The following is a 22,455-nucleotide window of genomic DNA, read 5'->3' on the forward strand; positions in this document are numbered from 1 at the left end:
AAGAATGAGGGGCGCTTCCGCCAGCGATCAAGGCAATGATTTGCTGTCGCCGGTAGCGCCCCTTATCCGCTCGGCATCGCGCAGTGGAGGCGAGCCATAGAGACGGCTATATTCGCGGCTGAATTGAGACGGGCTGTCATAGCCGACCTTGTGTCCAGCCATGCCGACATCCAGCCGATCCACCAAAATAAGCCGACGCGCCTCATGCAAACGAAGCTGCTTTTGATACTGCAAAGGCGTCATTGCAGTGACAGCCTTGAAATTGTGATGCAGCGAAGAAACGCTCATATTGACACGTTCCGCCAGATCCTCAATCCGTAATGTTTCGGCAAAATTGTCCCTTATCCATGAAATAGCGCGGACAACCTTATTGCTTTGACTTTCGGACATTGCAATCTGGAGCAGACGCGGCCCGTCAGGGCCAGAGAGAAGGCGGTAGAGAATTTCCTGTTCTATCAACGGGGCGACGGCTTCAATATCGTCGGGCCTGTCGAGAAGCCGCAGCAGCCGCACTGACGCATCAAGGATTTCCGGCGATGCAATATTCACGGCCCAGCCCCTTATGCCCTCTGCTGTCGCCTGACGCGGAATACTGACACGAGCAATCATGTCGCTCAAACGGGCGCTGTCAATCGTGTAGGTAAGGCACAGATAAGGCGACTCCGGAGTGGCCTCCGTCACATGCGATTCAACCGGCAGGTCCAGTGAGGTCAAAAGATATTGACCCGCGCCATAGCGATAAATCTCCTGCCCTACGGTCAAGCTTTTTGCGCCCTGCACGACAATGGCGAAGCCGGGTCGATAAGCACTATGGTGGGGCATCGTCGGGGCACTGTGTCGATAAAAACTGAGATTGCTGATCGCTGTCGAAAAATTACCGTCCGCGCCGGTAAACCGATCAATGATCGCAGCAATTTCCTGATAGGGAGAGAATGGTAGTGTCATATAGTGTTGGGTTCCGGATTGCCGAGAGACAGAACTTATACCACGCTTGAGCGGCTCCGCATCATGCCGCCCCATCACTTTTGCAGGATTGTGCAATAAGCTTGCAGGATTGCTCTACCGCTCCAATTCCGATGGGCTGCATAGTAGCGCTCTACATCCCCAAAAAGGAAATACCCATGGCTATTGCAAAAGGCTACGCTGCGACGGATGCGTCACAACCTCTTACACCCTTCACCTTTGAACGCCGTGAGCCAAACGAAGACGATGTTGTCATATCGGTAAAATATTGTGGCGTTTGCCATTCCGATATCCATCAGGCTCGCAGCGAATGGGGTAATGGCATATTCCCCATGGTTCCCGGCCACGAGGTGGCAGGTATTGTCACTTCGGTCGGCTCCAAAGTGACAAAATTCAAGACTGGTGATCGCGTCGGCGTTGGTTGTTTTGTCAATTCCTGCACGAAATGCGCCGAGCGCAATGTCGATCTCGAGCAGTATATGCCCGGTCTCGTCCAGACCTATAATGATTACGAGGCAGATGGTACCACCCCGACTTATGGCGGCTATTCGGACTCGATCGTCGTAAAGGAAGGCTATGTTCTTTCCTTCCCCGAGAACCTGCCACTGGATGCAGCTGCTCCCTTGCTCTGCGCGGGCATCACCCTTTACTCGCCGCTTCATCATTGGAAAGCTGGCCCCGGCAAAAAAGTCGCGATTGTCGGCATGGGCGGGCTTGGCCATATGGGCGTCAAGATCGCACACGCCATGGGTGCCGAGGTCACAGTCCTCAGCCAAACCCTGTCGAAAAAAGAAGACGGGTTGAAGCTTGGCGCCAGCCACTATTATGCAACCAGCGATGCTGAGACGTTTACAAGTCTGGCAGGCACGTTCGATTTGATCATTTGCACTGTCGGCACCACGATTGACTGGAATGCTTATCTCACGCTGCTGAAGCTTGATGGCACAATGGTGCTGGTGGGCGTTCCGGAACATGCGGTTCCCGTGCATGCCTTCTCCCTGATTGGCGGGCGCAAAACCCTTGCCGGCTCCATGATTGGCTCGATCAAGGAAACCCAGGAAATGTTGGATTTCTGCGGCAAGCACAATATTGTTGCCGAGATCGAAACCATCGACATCAAGGACATCAACGAAGCCTATGAGCGGGTTCTGAAGAGCGACGTGCGCTACCGTTTCGTCATCGATATGGCCACGCTCTAAAATCCTGCCTGCGGAAGTCCCAGGCGCAGATATAAAAGAAACATGACACAAGATGCCATAAGCCTGAATAAAGGCTTATGCGCATACTGACTTGCGACCGGCGCTGACAAAATGCCAAGCAATATAACAATGCTTGCATGCGCCGGAGCGAGGCCGCTCAAAGCCAGGCCAATGCTTGATATGGCCAGAGCGGTTGCCACTGTCATTTGAACAGTGGTGAGCAATGCCGCATTCGTTCCAGTGTTAAAGATACCCTGAACACCCGGCAAGGTAAGGCATATGATCATGCTTAGCAGGAACGGAGCAAACTGATCCATACTTATCTTGCGCTCCCAAACTGTTCGCCATGCCCTGCATTGGCGTATCCCCCAAAGGGAACAGCGGTAAGCGCATAGTGCAGCACTTCGGCACTTTCCGTTACACCAGGAACCGTGCTTACGCGCGCCCCGCTTGCTTTGAGCCGGGTAATTTCCTCGCGAAACCGGCGGCCTTCCAGCGTGCCGCTCAAATCAACGCGGACAATATTTTTTCCCTCATCCAGAAACGCTGCAATACTATCGACCGTTTGGTCTGCAAACCGGTCAACTTGTATCCGGCGCGCCTCCCGTCTTGAGAATTCGAGGATTTCGTTTGATACCTGCGATCCGAAAAGAACGATATCGGCTGCCTGCAATGCACGAATGGCTTTCAGCGTCAGCAGTTCGGGGTCTCCAGGCCCAGCAGCAACAAATGTAATCTTGCCGACGCGGGCGACGCGGCTGTCACCCTTTGCTGCATCAGCAAGCAGCTCCGCCAGCGCGGTGCTATTCGGCACCCCGGTGAAAACACGGTCGACGAAACCCTCCCAGAAACGTCGCCTCGCTTGCCCCGATTCCAGCCGGGCATTTACTTTGCTGCGAAGACCTTGCGCCATTTGTCCCCAAAGCTGCAACGAAGCGGGTAATATCGCCTCGATCCTGCGCCGTATTGCCTGAGCCAGAACGGGTGCAGCGCCGTCGGTGGATATAGACACGATCACGGGTGAGCGATTGACGATCGAACCGAATTGAAACTGGCAGAAAGCCGGCTTATCGATCACGTTGACAGGGGTGCCCACAGCAACACCCGCGTTAAAGAAAATATCCGCATCGGCCTCGCTTTCAAAATCGCCAATTGCGAGCGAGGCACCTTTCATATCGGCGGCTGTATAAGGCCTTGCATGGTGGATATAACGGCGCCGCTGCGAAGCCTGGGATACATCAACCAAACTGGCGAAGATGCCTGATAGCTCTTCCGCATAAATATGCACAATTGCGCCACATGCCGCCAGAAGCTCGGCCTTCCATGCCGCTGCGTCCGACCCACCGGCAATAACGACACGCTTTCCTTTCAAATCCCAGAAAACCGGCAGTTTCGCCAAATCGGTAACCCGCGCATTCATTTGTTTTTCCTGCCGCTTATTCAGCGGCGACAGCGTTGCATCCATCGATGATCCCTCTGATTTCAGCGCGGCAGGAACCGCAATTTGTTCCCGCATTCGTGGTCGCTCCCACAGCTTCGACACTGCCGCAGCCGCTGCGAACAGCTGCAACAATCTGGTTCAGGCCAACACTGAAGCAGGAGCAGACAATAGCACCCCGATCCGCGCTTCTGTCCCCAGGACGGCCTGCTATGATGGAAAAACGCTTTGATAGATCGGCATGATCGCAGGAGAGCTGCTCGATCATCCAACTGCGCGCAACTGCTACGGGTTTACGGGCGGTGAACAAGGCCGCCAACAATTTGCCCTCGTCAAAAAACGCCAGCCGATAATCGCCCGATTGCCCGTCATGATAGCCCAATGGTTCTATTCCTGCCGGAATGCCGAACTTTGCCCGCGCCCACTCGGTCCAGTCAGCAACATCGTTTCCGGCAAACTCAACGCGCCAGCCACCTTGCGCCTTTGCCATTGCCCAATAAGGCAGGTCGATGCTTTCCGGCTTTGCAAGGGAAACGGCGAAACCGTAATGAGCTACTGCAAATTTTCTCGCTGCAATGGCGCTGCTTTTCAAAGCCGGCTGTCCGGAAAATGGGTCAACCAGAGGCGCGACCAGGCTATCAATACGGGCTCTGGCGGCAAAATTATCATTCCAGTGCATGGGAACAAAGATATTGCCCCTCGCCTGCCGATCCGTCACCGATGCTCTGACGATAACCTTGCCATAGGGGCTTTCCAGCTCCACCAGATCGGCGCTTTCAATTCCGATCGCCTTTGCATCAAAGGGATGAATTTCCGCAAAGGGCTCGGCAATATGCGCTGCAAGGCGAGCGCTTTTGCCGGTTCTTGTCATTGTATGCCATTGATCGCGGATACGGCCCGTATTGAGGACCAGCGGAAAGGCGCTAGCTGGCCGTTCCACATTTCCAGCCTCTACTGCGATGAAACGCGCCTTCCGGTCGGCATGGAAGAAACCGCCATTGCCAAAGAACCTCTCTGTCCCACCTGGCCCTGATTGTGGCTGTGGCCACTGCACAGGAGGAAGCGCGTCATAGGCTTGCCCGTCAATTTGCGCAAAGGCGCCAATGTCAAAATCGCGGGTGCCGTCATTCTCAAAAGCAGAAAGAGCGGCGTGTTCTGCAAAGATTTCATCGGGCGAATTATATGGGAAAGCAGCCTCAAAACCCATTCTCCGGCCCACTTCGGTCAATTGCCACCAATCCGCCCTCGCTTGGCCGGGAATGGGCAGGAATGACCTTTGCCGTGAAATTCTGCGTTCGGAATTGGTGACAGTTCCGCTTTTCTCGCCCCATCCGAGCGAGGGCAGGAACACATGCGCATGGCGGCTTGTATCGGTTTGGGTCACATCAGACACAACCACGAATGGACAGGCCTTGATCGCGGCTTTGACTGCATCCGCATCGGGCATGGAGACAACGGGATTGGTCGCCATAATCCAGATGGCTTTGATCCGGCCATCGGCAACGGCCTGAAACAGGTCAACCGCCTTCAAGCCGGGTTTGGAAGCGATGCGTGGCGCGCCCCAGAACCGCGCCACCCTGTCTTTGTCTTCATCGCTGGTGATGGACATATGGGCAGCGAGCATATTGGCAAGTCCGCCGACTTCCCGCCCGCCCATGGCATTTGGCTGGCCTGTCAGCGAAAACGGCCCCATGCCCGGCTTGCCGATACGGCCCGTTGCCAGATGGCAGTTGATAATGGCGTTTACCTTGTCTGTCCCCGAGGAAGACTGGTTTACACCCTGGCTATAGCAAGTGACTGTTTTTTGCGTGGCAACGAAGAGTGTGTAGAAAGCCTCTAATTGCTGCGCATCCAGACCCGTCTTTCGGGTCAGCTCATCAATGCTCAATTGACGCGCGGCAGCGACAGCCATCGCAAAGCCGGATGTGTGCCTTTCAATATAATCATGATCCAGATTTGCCGAATCCGCCAGAAAACCCAGCAGGCCAAGGAACAGGGCAACATCGCCATCGGGCCTGATGGCAAGGTGCATATCAGCAATATCGGCGGTCATTGTCCGGCGCGGATCAATAACGACGATCTTCATTTCCGGTCGTTCTGTTTTGGCTGCTATCAACCGCTGATAGAGAACGGGATGGCACCATGCGAGGTTTGAGCCGGTGAGGATGACCAGATCGGCCAGCTCCAAATCCTCATAGGTCCCGGGAACTGTGTCTGAACCGAAGGCGCGCACATGACCTGCAACTGAAGAAGACATGCACAGGCGCGAATTCGTATCAATATTGGCCGAGCCGATGAAGCCTTTCATCAGCTTGTTGGCAACGTAGTAATCCTCTGTCAGGAACTGGCCCGAAACATAAAATGCAACACTGTCCGGCCCATGCTGGCGAACCGCATCGGAAAAGCGGCTCGCCACCAGCCCCAATGCTTCATCCCAGCCCGCTTCTTCGCCAAACATTTTGGGCTGGAGCAATCGCCCTTCCAGATCAACGGTCTCGCCAAGAGCGGAACCTTTCGAGCAAAGACGCCCGAAATTGGCAGGGTGCAAGGGGTCACCCTTGATGCCGATGGCCCCGCTCTCCTCCCTGGTGGCGAGAACGCCGCACCCCACCCCGCAATAGGGGCATGTGGTGCGAGTTGTTGCTGTCGCTGTCTGCATTATTCCGCCGCAACAGCCGTGATTTGCAGATGCGCGAGGATGCTGTCCCCATCCAGCTTGAGCGGAATGGTTCTGACGCTGCCCTCATCGGCGCCAAGCGCCTTTCCTGTTTCCAGCGAAATGACCCAATTGTGCAAAGGGCATGTAACCGATGCGCCATGCACAATGCCTTGGCTCAAAGGGCCGCCCTTGTGCGGACAATGATCATCAATGGCGTAAACCTGATCTTCCATCGTGCGGAAAACTGCGATCTTTCCCTGCGGAGTCATGACGCAGCGAGCGCCGCGACGTGGAATATCGTGTATCGAACCTATCGCAATCCAATCACTCATGGCCTTTACTCCGCTGCCTGCGCATAGCCGATCGTCGCCATCGGCCGGAACTCGTGCTTGTCCACGCCCGATACACGTTCCGACCACGGATCGACCTGTGCAAATTTCTGACTGAAAACGAACCTCTCGAAAAACGCTTTGCGCTTGTCCGTGTCATTCATGATCTGCTGGCGTATTTCATCGAGGCCGACGCGTTTGGCCCATTTGTAAATGCGTTCCAGATAGCGCGCCTGCTCGCGGTACATTTGCGTCAGAGCAACGACGTGCTCCAGCGCTTCGTCTTCTGTCCTGACGAGACCAAGCACTTCCGTTCCTTTGATATCCAGACCCGCTGCACCGGCGAAGTGAATTTCATAGCCGGAATCCACGCAGATGATTCCTATGTCCTTGCAGGTGGCCTCCGCACAATTGCGCGGACAGCCGGATACGCCCATTTTCAGCTTTGCCGGAGTCCAGGATCCCCACATGAACTTTTCAATGCGGATGCCGAGGCCCGTTGAATCCTGCGTACCGAAGCGGCACCAATCGGACCCGACGCAGGTTTTGACCGTGCGCAGGCCCTTTGCGTAGGCTTGGCCCGATACAAAACCGGCCTTGCCGAGATCGGCCCAAACGGCGGGCAGGTCTTCCTTCTTGACCCCCAGCATGTCGATGCGCTGGCCGCCTGTGACCTTGACCGCAGGTATCGCGAACTTGTCGACAACATCGGCGATTGCGCGCAATTCCGATGAGTTGGTCATACCGCCCCACATGCGGGGAACGACCGAATAAGTGCCGTCTTTCTGGATATTGGCGTGCACACGCTCATTGATGAACCGCGACTGATAGTCGTCGGCATATTCATCCGGCCAATCGGAAACGAGATAATAGTTTAATGCCGGGCGGCATTTGGCGCAGCCGCAGGATGTCTTCCATTGAAGCTCCTGCATGACCGCGGGGATCGACTTCAACCCCTTTGCCTTGATCAGGCGGCGCACATCATCATGACCAAGATCCGTACAGCCGCACATAGGCGTAACGGCTGATGGATTATACTTGTCGCCGAGCGTCAGCGTCAGCAGCTGCTCGACAAGACCCGTGCAACTGCCGCATGAGGCCGATGCCTTGGTGTGGGCGCGAACATCATCAAGCGAACTCAAGCCCTTGGATGTGATCGCGCCGGTGATTTTTCCCTTGCATATGCCGTTGCAACCGCAGATTTCCGCATCATCCGGTAAGGCTGCAACGGCCGCCATAGGGTCCAACGGGGACCCTCCCTGATAGGATTGGCCAAAAATCAGGGTCTCTCGCATCTCCGAAATGTCGGTGCGTTTCTTGGTGAGGTCATGGAACCATGCGCCATCGGAGGTTTCACCGTAAAGCACGGTTCCGATGATCCGGTCATCTTTCAGCACAAGGCGCTTATAGACACCGGCGGCAGCATCGCGCAGCACGATTTCCTGCCGGTCATCTCCCTCTGCAAGATCGCCCACGGAGAACAGATTGATCCCTGTGACCTTCAATTTTGTCGGCGTTTCGCTGTGAACAAAGGCTGCGCTTGTATCGCCTGCAAGTTGCGCGGCAACCACGCGTGCCATTTCATATAATGGCGCGACAAGCCCGTAACATTGACCGCCCACTTCCGCGCATTCGCCTATGGAATAAATGTCAGGATCCGAAGTCCGCATGCCGGCATTTGTGACGATGCCGCGATTGATTTCCAATCCTGCATCCTTCGCCAAATTTCCGTTCGGCCTGATGCCGACTGCCATGACAACCAGATCGGCTGGCAATGTGGTGCCATCGGCCAATAAAACGCCTTCAACCTTGCCGTCGCCGATAATTTCCTTGGTATTGGCCTTGGTGATGACTTTAATGCCGCGTGCCTCTACAGCCTTTTCAAGCAGGTAGCCTGCCGCCGGATCAAGCTGCCGCTCCATCAGTGTCGGCATGACGTGCAGCACGGTCACTTCCATGCCGCGTGAAGCAAGACCCGCCGCCGCTTCCAGTCCAAGCAGACCACCGCCAATAACGATTGCCTTTGCCCGTGACTGCGCAGCCAACAGCATGGCGTTGACATCATCAAGATCACGATAGGTCAAAACGCCCGGAAGGTCTTTGCCCGGAAGTGGCAGAATGAAAGGCACCGAGCCGGTGGCGATGAGAAGCTTGTCATAGCTTTCCGTCGTGCCAGCATCGGAGGTAACCGTCTTCGCCTCGCGGTCAATATTGATAACCTTGTGGCCTTTATAGAGGGTAATGCCGTGCTTGATGTACCAGCCATCGCCATGGATGATGATTTCTTCAAAATCCTTTTCACCCGAAAGGACTGGAGAAAGCATGATGCGGTCGTAATTCACCCGTGGCTCGGCGTTGAAGATAACAATTTCATAGGCATCCGGCGCCAGTTCCAGCAAATGCTCCAGCGCGCGGCCCGGAGCCATGCCATTGCCGATGACGACCAGTTTTTGTTTTACCGCTGCCATTATGCCGCCTCCACAAGACGATGACGTTCGTAAAGAAATTTCATCACTGCCGAGCGGCAGCGGATATAGGTTGCATCCGAGGCCAGCTCGATGCGGCGACGCGGCCGTTCCAATGGCACGTCGAGAATTTCGCCGATCCTGGCCGAGGGTCCGTTGGTCATCATCACGATACGGTCTGAAAGGAGAACTGCCTCATCGACATCATGGGTGATCATCAAAACTGTATTGGCGAGTTCCGCATGAATCTGCATCACCTGATCCTGAAGATGCGCACGCGTCAGCGCATCTAGCGCCCCGAACGGCTCATCAAGCAAAAGCACCTTCGGCTCCATGGCCAATGCACGAGCAATGCCCACTCTTTGCTTCATGCCGCCCGATATTTCCGAAGGGCGCTTGTCCTTGGCGTGGACCATCTGCACAAGTTCAAGATTGCGCATAGTCCATTCATGCCGCTCCGCGCGGCTCTTGGTTGACGAGAATACTTTGTCGACCGCCAGCTTCACATTCTCATAGGTTGTCAGCCATGGCAGAAGCGAATGGTTTTGAAAGACCACGGCCCTGTCCGGTCCGGGCTTGTCGACCACATTGCCTTCAAGAAAAACAACGCCGCGCGTTGCCTGCGTCAGCCCCGCAACAATATTGAGCAGTGTCGACTTTCCGCAGCCGGAATGACCGATGATCGATATGAACTCGTTTTTCTCGACGGTCAGCGATACTTGATTGAGAACCTGCGTGGTGGCGCCGCCACGGCTGAACACCATGTCGATCTGTTCCAGCGAAAGATAAGGTTTTGCCATGATGAGCTCCTCAGGCACTTGCCGTGTTGCGGGTGACAGCCTTGGCGATGAAGGCAATGAGGCGATCAAGGAGATATCCGACGATGCCGACATAGATGAGCGCGAGAATGATGTCGCTGATGCGCGATGAGTTCCATGCATCCCAGATGAAGAACCCGATACCGACCCCGCCGATCAGCATTTCAGCGGCAACAATAGCGAGCCAGGAAAGTCCGATACCAATGCGAAGGCCCGTGAATATATAGGGTGCTGCAGCGGGGATCATGATCTTTCCAAAATACTCCAGCTGATTAAGCCGCAGCACCTTCGCCACATTCTGGTAATCCTGCGGAATATTGCGGATACCCACCGCAGTATTGATGATGATCGGCCAGATCGCGGTGATGAAAATCACAAAGATTGCAGATGGATTGCCATCCTTGAAAGCGGCCAGAGACAGAGGCAGCCAGGCAAGTGGCGGGACCGTTCGCAAAATCTGAAAGATCGGGTCGAGACCGCGCATGGCCCATTCACTTTGGCCGACCAGTGCTCCAAGCGCGATGCCCGCAAATGCGGCCAGGCAATAGCCAAGTGCAACGCGCTTGAGACTTGCAAAGATGTGCCAGAACAATCCCTGATCGACGCCCTGCCCCACATAAAACGGGTGAACAATAAGCTCCCAGGTTTCTGAAACGACACGCGAGGGTGGCGGTACGCTTGCAGTGGGGGAAGAACAGACGATCTCCCAGAAGATCAGCAGAAACAGAAGCGTCACGAGCGGCGGTAGGACGTGCGACATCGCCGATGCGAGCCATTTACGCAGTGCCCTGCCCGCAGGATTTCGCCTGGCAACCGCAAGGGGAACTATATCGGCCTGTGGTTTAACAGGCTCCATGGATTTCAGGCGGACAGGATTGGCGGTCATTCGTTTTCCTCACGCAGAATGTTTGATGTTGAGGCTGGCGAGATAGGTCTGCGGATTGTCTGGGTCGAAAACCTTGCCATCGAAGAATGTTTCGATACCGCGCGATTTGGAGGCGGGAATATCCGCCGCCGCGACACCAAGTTCGCTGGCAGCCGCCCGCCACAAATCTTCGCGATTCACCTGTCCGACCAGCGCTGAAATATCCGTATCCGGGGCAAATTTCCCCCACCGGATATTTTCTGTAAGGAACCATTTTTCATGGCTCTGGAACGGGTAGGAAGCATTGTCCTTCCAGAACTTCATGAGGTGCGGGCTAGCTGTTTCCTGCCGTCCGGAGCCATAGTCGTAATCGCCCTTCAAGCGTCCCACTATGTCTTTCGAAGGAACGTTGAACCATGCCCGTTTGCCCACCATTTCGGCCAACTCTTCCTTATTGGCCATCTCGTCGGCCCATTGCTGGGCTTCCATGATCGCCATGAGAAGGGCTTTGGTGGCGATCGGGTTCTTTTCGACCCAATCTGCGCGCATGGCGAAAGATTTTTCCGGATGTTTCGCCCAGATTTCAGCCGTGTTGACGGCAGTATACCCGATGCCCTGATTGACAAGCTGGGCGTTCCACGGTTCGCCCACGCAGAAGCAGTCCATCGTTCCAACTTTCATGTTGGCAACCATCTGGGGCGGTGGCACGACGATTGTTTCAACGTCCTTGTCGGGATCGATACCGCCCGCAGCGAGCCAATAGCGCAACCAGAGATCGTGCGTTCCACCGGGGAATGTCATTGCGGCTTTGGCCGCATTTCCCTCAGCCTTCTTTTTGGCGAATGCTTCCTTCAACACTCCGGAATCGACACCCGCCTTGTTCTGCGCATAGGCCGAACCGACAGAAATGCCCTGAGCATCGAGATTCAGCCGCGCCAATATAACCATCGGCAAAGGCAGATTGTTTTGGGTAACTTTGCCCGTGCTTATCAGATAGGGCATAGGCGTCAGAATATGCGCGCCATCTATGCCGTTTCCTTGAGAACCCAAGACGAGATTGTCGCGCGTTGTTCCCCATGACGCCTGTTTTACGACCTCGACATCCGGCATCCCATGTTTGGCAAAGAAACCTTTTTCCTTCGCAACGATGAGCGGCGCCGAATCTGTGAGGGCGATAAAGCCAAGGACGGCTTTGGTCGTTTCGGGGCCTGCAGCGGCAGCAAACGCCCCGCCGGGAAACGCCGCTTTTGCAGCGGCAAGCAGGGTCAGCGCACCGCCCGCCTTCAGGAATTTGCGTCTCGCTATGCCATTCGAACGTTTCTGATCCATAAGCTTCCCTGCAATATTGGCCATAAAGGCTGATCGAAAAAAAAACGCCGCCGGATCACATTCACTCCCGGTAGAACCGTTGGAATGAATTGAGCCAAGCGACGTCTGTGTCTTTTGAAAGCACCCGATGCGGTGCTCGCGGTTCCTGTCTTCATTGACGGAACATATTTATCAAAGCAATAAGCGTGCCAATTAGAGAGTTATTTTATTATCTTATTGAATTTAAATGTATTTTTTAATTTCTGTTATTCTTCTGAATGCATGCACATACAAGAACATTGTCGTTGTCAGTGCAGTTTCTGCGGATATTTTGTGCGATGCACAAGAAATAAGCAGCTACCCGATCTATTCATCTCCCTTGGTTGAGCCTAAACTTTGCAGATAGCGCGTGATATTTGCAGGGTCGAAAACTGCCCCGTCAAGGAATGCATCCGCGGTGCCCGCTCCTTCCACGCGCGTATCATTAACGGGCGTATCAGGGCGGACCCCAATGGCATTGCGATAAAGGTCGGGGCGAAAGGCTGCGCCCGCCAGACCGGCAAGCGATGGGCTATAGTCCACCTGGGACCAACGAACCATTTGACTGTAAATCCATTGCGCCTGGCTAACCCATGGGAAGTTCGCCGCATCCCGATGGAAATTGAAATAGTCAGGAACCGTACGTTCGGCGCCATCCGGATCAATTGTGAATTGCCCAAGCAGCACGCGATGCAAAAGATCAAACGGCACATCAAGATAATTGGGGCCCGACAAGAGTTGCGCCAGTTCCCGCCGGTTTTCCCCGTCATCGCACCAGCGGGCGGCACGGTCCAGCGCAACGATCAGGCGCGAACCCGTCTCAGAATTTTGTTCAAACCAGTCCGGGCGCATGCCGATGACTTTTTCCGGGCTGGGTGCCCAAATGTCTTCTTTGACTGCAACAATACACCCAACGCCGCGCGAGACCGCCACCATGTTCCAGGGCGCACCGACACAGAACCCGTCAATAACGCCCGCCGACAATGCGTCCGAAGTCATGGGCGGCGGCACCACAACAAGCTTCACGTCAAGGTCAGGATCAATGCCACCGGCCGCCAGCCAATATCGCAGTTCGTAATTATGCGATGAGAAGGGATATGTTATGCCCAGCGTAATCGGGTCGAGCCCTTCATTCCTGCGAACCTCGATCACGCGCTTTAACGCCCTTGCATTGACCAGAGCGTCCTGCTTGCCGGACAGGTCCGCCATAGTCTGCATGCGCCTGTACAAGCCAAGCGAAAGCGTGATGGCGTTTCCTCCGCGCCCAAGAATAAAGGGCGCTATGACAGGAGATGGATTGGAACCCAGGCCCAGACTGGCCGCCACCGGCATCGGTGCCAGCATATGGGCAACATCGAACTGCCGGAAAGCCAGACGGTCGCGGATGTTGGCCCATGACACATCCTTGATCAGGCTGAGTTGAATGCCTTCGCGCGCAGCAAAACCAAATTCGGCTGCAGCAATCAGGATCGCAGCGTCAACCAATGGGATGAACCCCGCGCGAACCAGCCTCGAACCCGGACTGGCGATAGTAGCCGGCGCTGCCAGGCCGCCATTATCAATACCGGTGCGGATGAAACTCATTGTAACCCTTCCTAAGATCCTAACAGAGCGGCCGCTGTGACAACGCTCTGCGCGATATCAGCAATCTTCCGCTTTTCGTTCATCGCGGTTTGCCGCAACAATGAATAGGCTTCATCCTCCGACATTGAGCGGGATTTCATCAAAATGCCCTTGGCGCGATCAATGATCTTTCGCTCTTCGAGGGCGCTCCTGGCCTCAGCCAATTCCTGCTGCAATCGACTGAATGCCTTGAACCTGCTGACGGCCATATCAAGAATGGGCTTTACCCGCTCTTTCTTCAGCCCATCGACAATATAGGCGGAAACACCCGCCTCTACCGCTGCTTCAATGGAGGAGCTATCGGACCGGTCCACAAACATGGCAATAGGCTTGCGAACGGATCGGGTCAGCTGGAAAAGATGTTCCAGCATGTCACGGTTCGGCGTCTCGATATCGATAACAATAACATCGGGCCCGATAATCTCGATCTGCCGGGCAAGACCGACAATATCATGCAAAACAACAACCTTATCATGCCCGGCTTCGCGCAATCCTTCCTCAATAATTGAGGCGCGGATGCGATTCTCGTCGAAGATCATTATGGACAAAGCGGCAATCATGCCTGAATTTTGCGCATGCTTGAAAATTGTGCAAGTCTGACATTAGGACGCAGCACTAAAGTTTAAGGGCAGCCGCGCCCGAAGGTGCGTGATGCCATTAGGCTGCGAAATCCAAGCGATTTCCTCAATTCTTCCTTAGCGCAACGAGCCGCGACCGCTGGAATGCCAGCCCTGAAATCAGCGCCAGGACACCCAATATTACGGCAAGTCCGATGCCGCTGGCGCGCCAGCCCCATGCCGATATTGCCGGGGTGCTGATCAGAGGCGACAGGAATTGGCCAAGGAAGACCGATCCCGTCAGCAGCGCACCGGTTTTTCCCCGTTTATTGGAAGAGGTTGCGCTTAAGGAAATCGCCACGAATCCTGGAATGGCCAGGGCGTAGCCCGCGCCAATGGCTGCACAGCCGAAAAAGACTGCCACTCCGGCTTTAACTGTCACAAGGGTGGCAAAACCCATAGTCATCAAACCAAAGCCGCAGGCCCAATTGCCAGCATAACCAATCGCCTCACGAAGACGCGGATAATAGAGAGCCGCCGCCCCGCCCGCCAGCATGAGCGTCCCCAGCGCAGCCCCGGTCATGGCGGGCGATGAATAACCTTGCCCTGATAAAAAGAAGGGCAATTGAGTGGGCATGACGAAGAACAGCATGGTCACGACCATTTGACCAAGAGCAAGCAGATATATAAGCGGCTGGGTCTTCCCTGCGTTGATCGAAGAAAGGTTTTGTTCAGCCGGCATGCTGGACGGTGGATCGACAATGACCCGCCAGAAGAATGGCATGACCAGTATAGGCAGCGCATAGACCGCAAAGGGAAACCTTGGTCCCATTGTGGCAAGGAGGCCAGCGATCATGATGAAGACAAAACCACCAAGATTGCGGGCAGAAACCTGGGCGCTCGTAACAATATGCAGCGTTTTGCCGGAGAAATAATCGCCCAGCAATGCCGATTGCGCAGTCATGATCATGGCAAGTGCAATACCAAGGCACAATCTGCTGGCCATGATCAATGGCAGTGTCGGAAGGAACAGTCCGGCGCTTCCCGAAATGATAAACAGGATCAACCCCGCCAGAAGCATTGATCGCCGGCTCGCTCTATCGGCAATTACACCGCACCACGGCGCGAAGAGCACGACCGCCAGGGATGGGGCGGGAACCAGCAGGCGGATCAAAAAGCTGTAGGTTTCATCCCCCGCAAACTGCGTTTCAAGACCGGGCAAAGCGGGGCTGATCGTGGCGGCGGTCATCACTGTAAGCGATGCAACCAACATCAAGGCCACAGCGCGCGGATCGCGGCGGATCGGCCGTTCTTCAAGTTCATTTGTCAGCTGCATTTTTATCGTCTCCATTGTCATTTTTATCAGGAACGCGCATCATACGAATTCAAGTCAACTTGAGGTCAAGCATGAAATTTCTCGACATTGGCGAGGTTGCCAGCGCAAGCGGATTGCCCGCCTCGACGCTACGATATTATGAGGAACAGGGCCTTATCGCTTCCGTAGCCAGACACGGATTGCGACGCCAATATGAGCCGGACGTGCTCAAGCGGCTTGCTCTGATCAATATGGCCCGCACAGCGGGATTTCTGCTTAGCGATGTGGCAGATATTCTGGGCCGCGACAGCGAACTTGCGATCCCGCGTGACGAATTGCGAACGCGCGCCGATGCTCTGGATAAAAAGGCGCAAGAGATAAAGGCCTTGGCGGGGATCATGCGCCACGTGGCAGAATGCTCCGCCCCGTCACATTTGCAATGCCCCACATTTCAAAAGCTGCTGCGCGTGGGAACCAAATATCAGTCCCGCATACGCAAGCAGAAGCGCAAGGAACCTAGAGCTGCCTGACAAAATGGTTGGCTCTCAGATCGCGTGACGAACCTTACGGCGCTGGGCGGTCACTTTCTCCAACCACCAGTTCCATTGGCCATATGATGCCGGATTTGACCGCGGGATAATTGTCTTCAAAAGCAGGCATTGTCGAAAGCAATGTTTCGGCCAGCTTGATGCCAAGATCGCGAAGCGATAGACGGAAACAGGTCAGCGTTGGCGATAGAAAGCGGCTTTGCGTACTTTCGCGAAATCCTATGACAGCAATATCCCGCCCCGGATGAATACCCATCTCGTAAAAGCGCCGGTAGAGCCCTATCGCCATGTTTTCATTGACCAGAACGACGGCTGTCGGCATGGGTTTTTGCTCAAGCATAGCGCAGGCGACCTGATAGCCGCCTTCCTCATTGCTGGGCGCGGCCAGAACCAGATCCGGATTGAACTCGATGCCGCCCTTTGCCAGCCCTTGCCTGTAGCCGCTTAGAAATACATGGCCAAGATTGACATCGCTATTGGGAACGCCAACGGCGATGCGCTTGTGTCCAAAGCCCACCAAACGCGTAACTGCGGTGATGGCCGTGCCCTCAAAATCAAGATCGATCCACGGAAATGAGCCATCAGCAGCGCTGCGCCCCAGCGCCACAAATGGAATCTTCCGCTCCAGCAGAAATGGGATGCGCGGGTCCTCCCGCATCGTTGCCGATATGATCAAGCCATCCACGAAGCGCCGTCCGACCACCCGGTTGAGATAAACGCCCGGATCTTCATCTGTCCCGCATAACAGCGCGACAAGATCGAGCTGATGCCGCCGGAACACCGATTGCACGCCTCCAAATACCGGCATGAAAAAGAAGCTATCGCCGATTTCCGCTGTTTCAACCGTCGATTCGATCATGAATCCGATTGTGTTCGTCGTTCCCTGTCGCAGGCTGCGTCCGGATTGGTTCGGCACATAGCCAAGCGTCTTGGCAGCTTGAAGCACGCGCTCACGGGTTTCCGGATTAACATCGCTCTTGCCGTTCAGCGCGCGCGAGACCGTCCCGATGGAAATATTCAGATGGCGGGCAAGGTCCCGAATGCTCACGCTTTTCTCCCGGCTAAAGAAATTAACAAGACCCCTGGCAGGCATATATTTTTCGGTGAAGTTTGCGAGCCTGACATTGGCGCAAGTGCCTGCAGACGCACCGGATGCAAATGTCAAATTCACTCCACCAACGATTCGATGTGAGGGTCCTTCCCACATAAAACACCGAAATAAGGGATTGACAAAAATAATTCGCCATTCTTAGATCGTAAACGTTTACGGAAGCGTTTTACAACCGATTTTCTCGGTTTATGGCGAGTTTCTGTAGGGAGGAGCAGGAATGCAAAGTGCCGTTTTAGTCGGTTGCGGAGCCATGAGCAAAGCGTGGTTCGAGGTGGTTCGCACCATCGGCGACATTGAGATCGTCGGCGTGGTCGATCTTGCTGCAGAGCGTGCGCAAGCACGTATCGCAGAATTTGGCCTGACCTCGGCAAATGCATCCAACGATCTGGCAGCCACGCTTGCGCGCACCAAACCCGATTTGCTTTTCGACATTGTTGTTCCGGCCGCCCGTCATGCCACCGTAGCAGCGGGACTTGCAGCCGGTTGCCACGTGCTTTCCGAAAAGCCCATGGCGGAAACCATGGACGAGGCACGCGATCTCGTTCATCGCGCCGAGGCCGCCGGGCGCATCCATGCCATCGTGCAGAACAGGCGATATCTCGCGCAAATTCGCCGCATCCGCCGGTTGATCCAATCCGGCGCTATTGGCGAAGTGACCAGCCTTCATTGCGACTTCTTTCTTGCTCCCCATTTTGGTGGCTTCCGCGAGGAAATGCGTCACGTCCTGTTTCTCGACATGGCAATCCATACTTTCGACGCAGCACGCTTTCTTGCCGATGACGCCGCCGATGCGGTCTATGCGCGCGAATGGGAGCCCAGCAATTCCTGGTACGCTCAGGGATCGTCCGCTGCCGCAATCTTTGAATTCTCCAATGGAGCCATTTTCACCTATCGCGGCAGTTGGTGCGCCGATGGCATGCGCACAAGCTGGGAAAGTGGCTGGCGCATCATTGGCAGCAAAGGATCGATTGTCTGGGATGGACATGATGACATACGGGCCGAAGCCGTCACCTCCGGCAAAGACGGCCTGTTTTCCGGGGTGACCGCAGTCGAGATACCTCCCCTCGATACGTCTGATCGCGTCGGCGGTCACCTCGGAGTGATGCAGGATTTCATCGCGGCGACCCGCGGTGGCCCGCGACCGGAAACCGCCGGAAAAGAGAATATCAAAAGCCTTGCCATGGTCTTCGGCGCTATCGATAGCGCCGAGTCCGGGCGGCGCGTCGAAATTACGTTCTGAAGGAATATGAGAATTGAGTAATCCAGCAACAGCCATTCGCATCGGTACAATGATCAAGGGCAATGCGCCCGACCCTGCTGCCTATGTGAAAAATATCTTGCCGCATGGTTTTGAGAGTATCGAACCGTTTTTCTGGCAAGTGATGAACAAGGACCTGCCAACGCTGGCGGCGCAATTGAAAGACGCCATCGGTGATGCCGATGTTACCATTTCAACGCTGGGCATGTTTGGCAATCCGCTGGAAGATACGGAAATAGACCGGGAAACGCTCAAAGGCTGGGAGGCATTGATCGATAATGCCCATCATTTCGGCGCAACGACCATTGCCGGATTTACGGGTCGTATTCGTGGAAAGCCGATCGAGGAAAGCCTGCCGCAATATAAGCGGGTCTGGTCTGAGCTTGCCAGGCGAGCAGCCGATAAAGGCGTTAAGATCGCCTTTGAAAACTGCGCCATGGATGGCAATTGGGCAAGTGGTGACTGGAATATCGCCCATAATCCTGATGCATGGGAAATGATTTTCAACGAAGTGCCCGCGGAAAATATCGGACTTGAATGGGAGCCCTGCCACCAGATGGTCTATCTGATCGACCCATTGCCGCAAATCCGCAAATGGGCATCGAAGATATTTCACGTGCACGGCAAGGATGCGACGATCCGCTGGGAAGTCATTCGCGAGCACGGGATTTTCGGCAAGGAAAAATTTGTCTTCATGCGCTCACCGGGTTTCGGCGACACAAATTGGGTGGATGTCATTTCCGAATTGCGCCTGGCCGGCTGGTCGGGTTCCATCGACATCGAAGGCTGGCACGATCCCGTATATCGCGATGCGCTGGAAATGACCGGCCAGGTCCATTCGCTCAATTATCTGAAACAGAGCCGTGGCGGTTCATATATCGCCAATCCCTGAATTCGACTGGCCAACCCTGCCATTGAGAAGCAGGGAAGCCGGACCAACCCCAAGAGGAGGAAGCAATGAAGCCTATTCTAAAATGGATAACAGCCGCATCCCTGCTTATGACCGGCGCAGCCGGGGCCGAGCCGGTAACGCTGGATGTATGGACCATCGACCGTCCGGACCAGTATATGTATCTGGTGAAGGATGAGTTTGAAAAATCCCATCCCGATATCAAGCTGAACGTCAAGACAGTCCAGTTCCGCGACATGGTCAATGATCTGGCGCGGGCAACGGCAACGGGCGAGTCTCCGGACGTGACCTATATCGACAATCCCGAGGTTGCTCTCTTTGCCTCCCGCGGTCTGCTGCTGGATCTCACGCCGATGCTTGATGAATCGAAAGTCATCAAGAAGGAGGATATTTTCCCCGGGCCACTTTCCTCGGTCAGCTGGGACGGGAAAATCTATGGTGTGCCGCGCGGCGCAAATACAATCGCGCTCTATTACAATGCCGACATGTTCAAGGCCAAGGGGCTTGATCCCGATAATCCGCCGAAAACGTGGGATGAGCTTTACGATGCAGCCAAGAAGCTGAGCGACCCGGCCAAGAACGTCTACGGTCTGGCATTTTCGGCCGTGGCCACCGAGGAAGGCACGTTCCAGTTTCTGCCTTGGTTGCAAATGGCGGGCGGCGACTACAACAAGGTGAATACTGAAGGCGGCGTCAAGGTTCTCGACTTTTGGGGCAAGCTGCTTGATGAAAAACTTGCCTCGCCGGATACGCTGATCCGCAGCCAATATGACTCGACCGGCACATTCAATTCCGGCAACGCGGCCATGGCGATCTCTGGCCCATGGGAATTACCGCGCATGAGCCGCGACGCCAAGTTTGACTATCGGGCGGCATTGCTCCCGGTCCCGCAGGAAGGCGCCACACGCGCATCTGCATTGGGTGAAGGCGACAATGTCATCCTTGCCAATAGCGATCATCCGAAAGAAGCATTCATTCTCCTCGAATTCCTCTATGGCAAAATGCCCGATGTCTGGAACCGTTTCGGCTTTCTGCCGGCAGCAAATATCAAGTCCAACAATCCCAATACGCCTGCGATTTACGGGGTCTTCGAAGAGAGCATGAAATATGCTCGCAATCGCGGACCGCACCCCGAATGGCCAAAGATTTCCAAGGCCATCTACACTGCAATCCAGTCATCGCTGACCAAGAAAAGCGATGCAAAGACGGCGCTCGATACTGCGCAAACCCAGATCGACAGTATTTTGAACTGATAAATTGCGCTTCGCTTTTTCCTTCATGCGAAAGAGCGAAGCCTATTTGTTCGGCGGCGAGCGGAGGACGCTATGCAAGGCATTATGAGAACCATCCGGGACGGCAGCGGTTTTGATATCCTGCTGCTCGGGCTAGCCCTCATTTATCTGATCACCTTCTCGGCTTTTCCGATCATCTACAATATTATCATGTCGCTGCAGACCGTAGATATGTTCACGATCACTTCGTTCAACCGGCCTTTCGTCGGCCTGCAAAATTATTACGACATTTTCTCGCAGCCCATCGCCGGTTCTGTCTTCTGGAACACTCTGAAATTTGTGGTGCTGTCGATTGTTTTCCAATTATCCATCGGGTTCGGTCTCGCCCTCTTCTTCCAGCAGGATTTTCCCGGCGCCACCTATCTGCGCGGCTTGTTTCTTGCCGGATGGATCATGCCGGCTCTTGTCGTCGGTGCCATCTGGAAATGGCTTTTCGCCGGTGACTTCGGCGTCATCAACTATGCGTTGACCGCGCTGGGGCTTGCGGACGAGCGCATCTTCTGGCTTTCCGACCCGGATGTCACTCTCTATGCCGTTATTATTGCCAATGTCTGGCTCGGTATCCCATTCAACATGCTGCTGCTTTCGGTGGGGCTTGCAAGCATACCGCGTGATGTCTACGAGGCCGCCGAACTTGATGGCGCGGGACCTTTCGAGCGATTCCGATCCATCACATTGCCGCTGATGCGTGCCCAGCTCGGCGCAGTCATTTCTCTCGGCGTCATTTTCACATTGCAACAATTCGACCTGATCGCGGCATTGACGCAGGGCGGCCCGGCAGACAGTTCCAATGTCGCGCAATATTGGTCCTGGCAGCTTTCCTTCCAGACCTATGAAATCTCGCTCGGCAGCGCCGTCTCCGTCCTCATGATCATTTTCGTCATCATCGTAGCGGCAGTCTATGTCCGCTCCACCCGTCACGAACACAGCTATTAGGACGGAAAGATGAAACGCACGATTCTCCTCCTCATTGGCCTGTTTATAACGGCGATCTATCTCTTCCCGCTCTACTGGATGTATCTGACAGCGCTGAAAGGCGGTACGGAAATCTTCCGCTATCCACCAACCTTCTGGCCGAGCGATCCGCAATGGAACTTCCTGAATGTCTGGAAGAGCCGGGATATGGGCCGCTATATCTGGAATTCCCTTTTGATCGCCATGGGCGTGACGTTTCTCGTTACAATGCTTGGAACGGGCTGCGCCTATGTGCTGTCCCGGGTGCGCAATATCTGGATGGATCTGGCCCTGTTTGCGATCCTGATGATGCAGGTCCTGCCCTCATCCTTGATGGTGACGCCCATATTCGTGATGTTCAATCAGATCGGGCTTCTCGCCAGTCCAAGATTTGCAGTCATTCTTGCGCAGACCGCCAAGATGCTGCCTCTTTATATCGTGCTGTGCCGCGCAACCTTCGTGCAGGTACCACGAGAACTGGAAGAAGCAGCGCTCGTCGACGGGTCATCGCGCATCGGTGCCTTCTTCCGCATCATGCTGCCATTGGCCCGCAACGGTATCCTGATCACCTCCGTGCTGATCTTCCTGCAATCCTTTGGTGAATATGTCTATGCGCGCTCGCTGATCGCCAAGAATGAGCTACAGACTGCGACCGTGGGTTTGCAGACCTTCATGGGTCCGGAGGCCAATGACTGGAACGGCATCATGACATATGCGGCCATCTATGTGACGCCGATCCTTATCGCATTCATGCTGTTGCAACGACGTATCGTCAGCGGTCTCACCGCCGGCGCGCTCAAGTGA

The 22,455-nt window shown here is 54.9% G+C and carries 20 protein-coding genes; 7 read left to right on the plus strand and 13 right to left on the minus strand.

The window, feature by feature from the left end:
* Positions 1-27: 27 nt before the first annotated feature.
* Positions 28-945, minus strand: coding sequence for an AraC family transcriptional regulator (locus ACTJI9_RS13750; protein WP_440808673.1), 918 nt, complete (start codon positions 943-945; stop codon positions 28-30).
* A 176-nt stretch (positions 946-1,121) separates the two neighbouring features.
* Between ACTJI9_RS13750 and ACTJI9_RS13755 the strand changes: the two genes are divergently transcribed.
* Positions 1,122-2,162: an alcohol dehydrogenase catalytic domain-containing protein gene (locus ACTJI9_RS13755; protein ID WP_115053790.1), complete on the plus strand. Its 1,041-nt coding sequence runs from the start codon at positions 1,122-1,124 to the stop codon at positions 2,160-2,162.
* On the opposite strand, the gene ACTJI9_RS13760 is transcribed toward ACTJI9_RS13755, so the two are convergent.
* From ACTJI9_RS13760 to ACTJI9_RS13810, 11 genes are all read right to left on the minus strand, one after another.
* Positions 2,159-2,479: a hypothetical protein gene (locus ACTJI9_RS13760; protein ID WP_336442010.1), complete on the minus strand. Its 321-nt coding sequence runs from the start codon at positions 2,477-2,479 to the stop codon at positions 2,159-2,161. The two genes, ACTJI9_RS13755 and ACTJI9_RS13760, sit on opposite strands and share 4 nt — an antisense overlap.
* A gap of 2 nt (positions 2,480-2,481) precedes the next feature.
* A complete protein-coding gene (locus ACTJI9_RS13765; protein WP_337345102.1) occupies positions 2,482-3,678 on the minus strand; it encodes an SAM-dependent methyltransferase in 1,197 nt (398 codons plus the stop codon).
* Complete coding sequence (locus ACTJI9_RS13770) at positions 3,599-6,259, minus strand: nitrate reductase (protein WP_440808678.1); 2,661 nt, start codon at positions 6,257-6,259, stop codon at positions 3,599-3,601. Before ACTJI9_RS13770 ends, ACTJI9_RS13765 begins: the two co-directional genes overlap by 80 nt.
* Complete coding sequence (gene nirD / locus ACTJI9_RS13775) at positions 6,259-6,591, minus strand: nitrite reductase small subunit NirD (RefSeq protein ID WP_440808681.1); 333 nt, start codon at positions 6,589-6,591, stop codon at positions 6,259-6,261. Before nirD ends, ACTJI9_RS13770 begins: the two co-directional genes overlap by 1 nt.
* Positions 6,592-6,596: 5 nt before the next feature.
* The gene (gene nirB / locus ACTJI9_RS13780) at positions 6,597-9,056 is read right to left on the minus strand and encodes a nitrite reductase large subunit NirB (protein WP_336442006.1); all 2,460 of its coding nucleotides are present in this window, start codon (positions 9,054-9,056) and stop codon (positions 6,597-6,599) included.
* A complete protein-coding gene (locus ACTJI9_RS13785) occupies positions 9,056-9,853 on the minus strand; it encodes an ABC transporter ATP-binding protein (protein WP_115053785.1) in 798 nt (265 codons plus the stop codon). The genes nirB and ACTJI9_RS13785 overlap by 1 nt, the downstream gene beginning before the upstream one ends.
* A gap of 10 nt (positions 9,854-9,863) precedes the next feature.
* Entirely contained in the window at positions 9,864-10,727 is an 864-nt protein-coding gene (gene ntrB / locus ACTJI9_RS13790; protein ID WP_370878665.1) for a nitrate ABC transporter permease, read from the minus strand.
* 39 nt (positions 10,728-10,766) lie between these two features.
* Positions 10,767-12,065, minus strand: coding sequence for an ABC transporter substrate-binding protein (locus ACTJI9_RS13795; RefSeq protein WP_115053860.1), 1,299 nt, complete (start codon positions 12,063-12,065; stop codon positions 10,767-10,769).
* Between the two features lie 345 nt (positions 12,066-12,410).
* The gene (locus ACTJI9_RS13800) at positions 12,411-13,667 is read right to left on the minus strand and encodes a CmpA/NrtA family ABC transporter substrate-binding protein (protein ID WP_336442003.1); all 1,257 of its coding nucleotides are present in this window, start codon (positions 13,665-13,667) and stop codon (positions 12,411-12,413) included.
* 11 nt (positions 13,668-13,678) lie between these two features.
* Positions 13,679-14,266, minus strand: a complete 588-nt coding sequence (locus ACTJI9_RS13805; protein ID WP_115053782.1) for an ANTAR domain-containing response regulator — start codon at positions 14,264-14,266, stop codon at positions 13,679-13,681.
* A gap of 124 nt (positions 14,267-14,390) precedes the next feature.
* A complete protein-coding gene (locus tag ACTJI9_RS13810) occupies positions 14,391-15,599 on the minus strand; it encodes an MFS transporter (RefSeq protein WP_440808687.1) in 1,209 nt (402 codons plus the stop codon).
* Between the two features lie 71 nt (positions 15,600-15,670).
* Between ACTJI9_RS13810 and ACTJI9_RS13815 the strand changes: the two genes are divergently transcribed.
* Positions 15,671-16,108 carry a helix-turn-helix domain-containing protein gene (locus ACTJI9_RS13815; protein ID WP_337354850.1) on the plus strand — a complete coding sequence of 146 codons (438 nt, stop codon included), beginning with the start codon at positions 15,671-15,673 and terminating at the stop codon, positions 16,106-16,108.
* 34 nt (positions 16,109-16,142) lie between these two features.
* Here the strand turns inward: ACTJI9_RS13815 and ACTJI9_RS13820 are convergent, their stop codons facing one another.
* Complete coding sequence (locus ACTJI9_RS13820; protein ID WP_336442000.1) at positions 16,143-17,174, minus strand: LacI family DNA-binding transcriptional regulator; 1,032 nt, start codon at positions 17,172-17,174, stop codon at positions 16,143-16,145.
* A 280-nt stretch (positions 17,175-17,454) separates the two neighbouring features.
* On the opposite strand from ACTJI9_RS13820, the gene ACTJI9_RS13825 reads away from it, so the two are divergent.
* The 5 genes from ACTJI9_RS13825 to ACTJI9_RS13845 all read left to right on the plus strand — a co-directional run bounded on the left by ACTJI9_RS13825 (position 17,455) and on the right by ACTJI9_RS13845 (position 22,455).
* The gene (locus ACTJI9_RS13825; protein WP_440808691.1) at positions 17,455-18,477 is read left to right on the plus strand and encodes a Gfo/Idh/MocA family protein; all 1,023 of its coding nucleotides are present in this window, start codon (positions 17,455-17,457) and stop codon (positions 18,475-18,477) included.
* Positions 18,478-18,490: 13 nt separating this feature from the next.
* Positions 18,491-19,387, plus strand: coding sequence for a sugar phosphate isomerase/epimerase family protein (locus tag ACTJI9_RS13830; RefSeq protein WP_440808693.1), 897 nt, complete (start codon positions 18,491-18,493; stop codon positions 19,385-19,387).
* Between the two features lie 65 nt (positions 19,388-19,452).
* Positions 19,453-20,658 carry an ABC transporter substrate-binding protein gene (locus tag ACTJI9_RS13835; protein ID WP_115053777.1) on the plus strand — a complete coding sequence of 402 codons (1,206 nt, stop codon included), beginning with the start codon at positions 19,453-19,455 and terminating at the stop codon, positions 20,656-20,658.
* Positions 20,659-20,730: 72 nt separating this feature from the next.
* Positions 20,731-21,633 (plus strand): ABC transporter permease subunit, encoded by a 903-nt coding sequence (locus tag ACTJI9_RS13840; protein WP_115053776.1) that lies wholly within the window; start codon positions 20,731-20,733, stop codon positions 21,631-21,633.
* A gap of 9 nt (positions 21,634-21,642) precedes the next feature.
* Complete coding sequence (locus ACTJI9_RS13845) at positions 21,643-22,455, plus strand: carbohydrate ABC transporter permease (protein ID WP_115053775.1); 813 nt, start codon at positions 21,643-21,645, stop codon at positions 22,453-22,455.

Source organism: Phyllobacterium sp. 22552, from assembly GCF_052044585.1.
GTDB classification, from domain to species: domain Bacteria; phylum Pseudomonadota; class Alphaproteobacteria; order Rhizobiales; family Rhizobiaceae; genus Phyllobacterium; species Phyllobacterium ifriqiyense.

What these genes read in the sequence shown, in the direction of transcription:
- ntrB (WP_370878665.1), bottom strand. Translation starts at nt 10,727, where the DNA reads ATGGAGCCTGTTAAACCACAGGCCGATATAGTTCCCCTTGCGGTTGCC.
- ACTJI9_RS13835 (WP_115053777.1), top strand. Translation starts at nt 19,453, where the DNA reads ATGAAGCCTATTCTAAAATGGATAACAGCCGCATCCCTGCTTATGACC.
- ACTJI9_RS13785 (WP_115053785.1), bottom strand. Translation starts at nt 9,853, where the DNA reads ATGGCAAAACCTTATCTTTCGCTGGAACAGATCGACATGGTGTTCAGC.
- ACTJI9_RS13840 (WP_115053776.1), top strand. Translation starts at nt 20,731, where the DNA reads ATGCAAGGCATTATGAGAACCATCCGGGACGGCAGCGGTTTTGATATC.
- ACTJI9_RS13755 (WP_115053790.1), top strand. Translation starts at nt 1,122, where the DNA reads ATGGCTATTGCAAAAGGCTACGCTGCGACGGATGCGTCACAACCTCTT.
- ACTJI9_RS13765 (WP_337345102.1), bottom strand. Translation starts at nt 3,678, where the DNA reads ATGCGGGAACAAATTGCGGTTCCTGCCGCGCTGAAATCAGAGGGATCA.
- nirD (WP_440808681.1), bottom strand. Translation starts at nt 6,591, where the DNA reads ATGAGTGATTGGATTGCGATAGGTTCGATACACGATATTCCACGTCGC.
- ACTJI9_RS13805 (WP_115053782.1), bottom strand. Translation starts at nt 14,266, where the DNA reads ATGATTGCCGCTTTGTCCATAATGATCTTCGACGAGAATCGCATCCGC.
- nirB (WP_336442006.1), bottom strand. Translation starts at nt 9,056, where the DNA reads ATGGCAGCGGTAAAACAAAAACTGGTCGTCATCGGCAATGGCATGGCT.
- ACTJI9_RS13770 (WP_440808678.1), bottom strand. Translation starts at nt 6,259, where the DNA reads ATGCAGACAGCGACAGCAACAACTCGCACCACATGCCCCTATTGCGGG.
- ACTJI9_RS13800 (WP_336442003.1), bottom strand. Translation starts at nt 13,667, where the DNA reads ATGAGTTTCATCCGCACCGGTATTGATAATGGCGGCCTGGCAGCGCCG.
- ACTJI9_RS13825 (WP_440808691.1), top strand. Translation starts at nt 17,455, where the DNA reads ATGCAAAGTGCCGTTTTAGTCGGTTGCGGAGCCATGAGCAAAGCGTGG.
- ACTJI9_RS13845 (WP_115053775.1), top strand. Translation starts at nt 21,643, where the DNA reads ATGAAACGCACGATTCTCCTCCTCATTGGCCTGTTTATAACGGCGATC.
- ACTJI9_RS13750 (WP_440808673.1), bottom strand. Translation starts at nt 945, where the DNA reads ATGACACTACCATTCTCTCCCTATCAGGAAATTGCTGCGATCATTGAT.
- ACTJI9_RS13795 (WP_115053860.1), bottom strand. Translation starts at nt 12,065, where the DNA reads ATGGATCAGAAACGTTCGAATGGCATAGCGAGACGCAAATTCCTGAAG.
- ACTJI9_RS13810 (WP_440808687.1), bottom strand. Translation starts at nt 15,599, where the DNA reads ATGCAGCTGACAAATGAACTTGAAGAACGGCCGATCCGCCGCGATCCG.
- ACTJI9_RS13760 (WP_336442010.1), bottom strand. Translation starts at nt 2,479, where the DNA reads ATGGATCAGTTTGCTCCGTTCCTGCTAAGCATGATCATATGCCTTACC.
- ACTJI9_RS13815 (WP_337354850.1), top strand. Translation starts at nt 15,671, where the DNA reads ATGAAATTTCTCGACATTGGCGAGGTTGCCAGCGCAAGCGGATTGCCC.